Annotated in this window: 2 protein-coding genes; both read left to right on the forward strand. The window is 70.6% G+C overall.

Annotated elements, in window-relative coordinates:
• Positions 1–8: 8 nt before the first annotated feature.
• Positions 9–983 carry a zinc-dependent alcohol dehydrogenase family protein gene (locus tag D7X12_RS40925; RefSeq protein WP_120630513.1) on the forward strand — a complete coding sequence of 325 codons (975 nt, stop codon included), beginning with the start codon at positions 9–11 and terminating at the stop codon, positions 981–983.
• A gap of 138 nt (positions 984–1,121) precedes the next feature.
• Positions 1,122–2,307, forward strand: a 1,186-nt coding sequence (locus D7X12_RS40930) for a M16 family metallopeptidase (protein ID WP_147443986.1), incomplete at its 3' end; no start/stop codon positions are given.

Below are 2,307 nucleotides of genomic sequence, written 5' to 3' on the forward strand. Positions count from 1 at the left end.
CCACCGGCATCGACGGCTGGGTCCCCGTCGAAAAGCCCCAGCCCCAGCCCGGCCCCGGCCAGGCGCTCGTCCGCCTCCGCGCCGTGTCCCTCAACTACCGCGACCTCATCATCGCCAAGGGCTCCTACCCGGGCATCAAGACGCCCCTCATCCCCGTCTCCGACGGCGCGGGCGAGGTCGTCGCCGTCGGCCCGGGCGTCACCCGCGTCAAGCCAGGCGACCGCGTGGCCCCCACCTTCTTCCAGGTGTGGACCGAGGGCGAGCGCACGCCGGAGAAGGTCGCCCATGCGCTCGGCGGCGGCATCCCCGGCGTCCTCGCCGAGTACGTCTGCCTGGACGCCGAAGGGCTCGCGCTCCTACCCGACTGGCTGTCCTTCGAGGAAGGCGCCACCCTCCCCTGCGCCGCCGTCACCGCGTGGAACGCACTCGTGCCGCAGGGCGGCCTCAAGCCCGGCCAGACGGTGCTCGCCCAGGGCACCGGGGGCGTGTCCATCTTCGCCCTCCAGTTCGCCCGCATCCTCGGCGCCCGCGTCATCCTCACGTCCAGCAGCGATGAGAAGCTCCAGCGCGGCAAGCAGCTCGGCGCGGACGGACTCGTCAACTACAAGAAGTCCCCCGACTGGGCCGCGGAGGTCCTCGCGCTCACGGGCGGCCAGGGCGTGGACCACGTGCTGGAGGTCGGCGGCGCCGCGACGCTGCCCACCTCCGTGCGCGCCACGAAGGAGGGCGGCCACATCGCGCTCATCGGCCTGCTCACCGGCGCTCCGGGCAAGCCCGACAACGCCGCCACCGGCAGCAAGCACCTGCGCGTCGTGAGCACCTACGTGGGCAGCCGCGCCATGTTCGAGGACATGCTCCGCGCGATGACGCCCCAGAAGACGAAGCCCGTCATCGACCGCGTCTTCCCCTTCTCCGAAGCACGCGAGGCCCTGCGCTACATGGAGTCCGGCGGCCACTTCGGGAAGATCGTCATCTCCGTCTGACGCCCGCGGCTGGCGTGCACGCGACACGCGCCGGACGATTCCCTCTCCTGGCAGGAGAAGCTCCGGCGTAACGTCCCGCGCGACTTCCGGGCCCGCTCGCAAGGTGATGGGCGGGCCCCGCACCGAAAGGGTTCGCGCATGCCCCGCCTGTTGCCCCTCCTGCTGCTGTTGCTGGCGCCGGTCCTCCCGGCCTCCGCCCAGCCGCAGGAGGCCTCCCGCTTCTTCCCCTACACCCTGAAGACGACGCGCCTGCCCAACGGGCTCACCGTGGTGCGCGTGCCGTTCAACTCGCCCGGCATCGTCGCCTACGTCACCGCCGTGCGCGTCGGTTCGCGCAACGAGGTGGAGCCGGGGCGCACCGGCTTCGCGCACTTCTTCGAACACATGATGTTCAAGGGCACGAAGGCCAACCCCGAAGGCCAGCGCGAGCGCGTCCTCGGCGGCTTCGGCTTCGACGACAACGCCTTCACCACCGACGACATCACCGTCTACCAGGCGTACGGCCCCACCGCCGGCCTGCAGCAGCTCATCGCGCTGGAGGCCGACCGGTTCCAGAACCTGACGTACTCAGAGCCGTCCTTCCAGACGGAGGCGCTCGCGGTGCTCGGCGAGTACCACAAGAATGCGGCCAGCCCGAACCTCAAGCTGGAGGAGTCGCTGGCGAAGACGGCCTTCACGCGCCACACGTACCAGCACACCACGCTCGGCTTCTACGAAGACATCCAGGCCATGCCCAAGGCGTACGCGTACAGCCGCGCGTTCTTCGAGCGCTGGTACACGCCCGCCAACACCACCCTCTTCATCGTCGGTGACTTCGACGACGCCCAGGTGCTCGCGGAGGTGACGAAGCAGTACGGCGCCTGGAACCGCAAGGCCACGAACGTCACCATCCCCACCGAGCCCGCGCAGCAGAAGTCGCGCGCGGTCCACGTGGACTGGACGCAACCCACCCAGCCACGCCACGTGCTCGCGTGGCGCTCCCCCGCCGCCCGCGCCGACACGCCCGACGCCGCCATCATGGCCGTGCTCGCCGAGTACCTCGTGGGCGACACCAGCCCCGCCTACAAGGAGCTGGTGCTGGAGAAGCAGCTCGTCGAGTCGGTCAACATCTACAACACCCCGCACCGCGACCCGTACCTCTTCCCCATCGACGCCACCCTCCAAGACGAGAAGCACCGCGCCGCCGTGGACGCCACGCTGCGCCGCGACGGGCTGGACGCTGCCACAGCCTATGTGGTGCTGCCCGAACACCTGCGCCCCTTCCTGGACGCGGGCGCGCGCTGCGGCGTGGTGGAGGGGTTGCCCGTGTGTGTGGTGGCGGGCA

Source organism: Corallococcus sicarius, from assembly GCF_003611735.1.
Classification (GTDB): Bacteria; Myxococcota; Myxococcia; order Myxococcales; family Myxococcaceae; genus Corallococcus; species Corallococcus sicarius.